The sequence below is a fragment of the Anoxybacillus sp. LAT27 genome (genome assembly GCF_022030075.1).
GTDB classification, from domain to species: domain Bacteria; phylum Bacillota; class Bacilli; order Bacillales; family Anoxybacillaceae; genus Anoxybacillus; species Anoxybacillus kestanbolensis.
In genome coordinates, this window is sequence record NZ_JAIWYK010000105.1 from 1 (window position 1) to 300 (window position 300).

1 protein-coding gene is annotated in these 300 nt (G+C 46.0%); it reads left to right on the forward strand.

The window, feature by feature from the left end; all coding sequences use genetic code 11:
- Positions 1–48: 48 nt before the first annotated feature.
- A partial coding sequence (locus tag LD028_RS08710; RefSeq protein WP_237811579.1) for a YopX family protein occupies positions 49–300 on the forward strand: 252 nt, incomplete at its 3' end.

Sequence of the window (300 nt, forward strand, 5' to 3'; positions counted from 1 at the left end):
TGGGAAAATGGGGAGTAGACGCTATTTTGAGAAAGAGGAGGAAAAAGGATGCAAGCAGGACGTGAAATCAAGTTTCGGGGCAAATGTATTGCAGATGGTGAATTAAATGGGGAATGGGTATTTGGCGATCTGCTCCAGAAGAACGGAAAGATATATATCGCTCCGCACTCAAATTCTGTATCGGTCAATGGTCATATCGGAAAGCTGATAATCATGCACGAAGTATCTCCTGAGAGTGTAGGGCAATTCACCGGCCTCCGCGACAAGAACGGCAAGGAGATTTATGAGGGGGACTTCGTA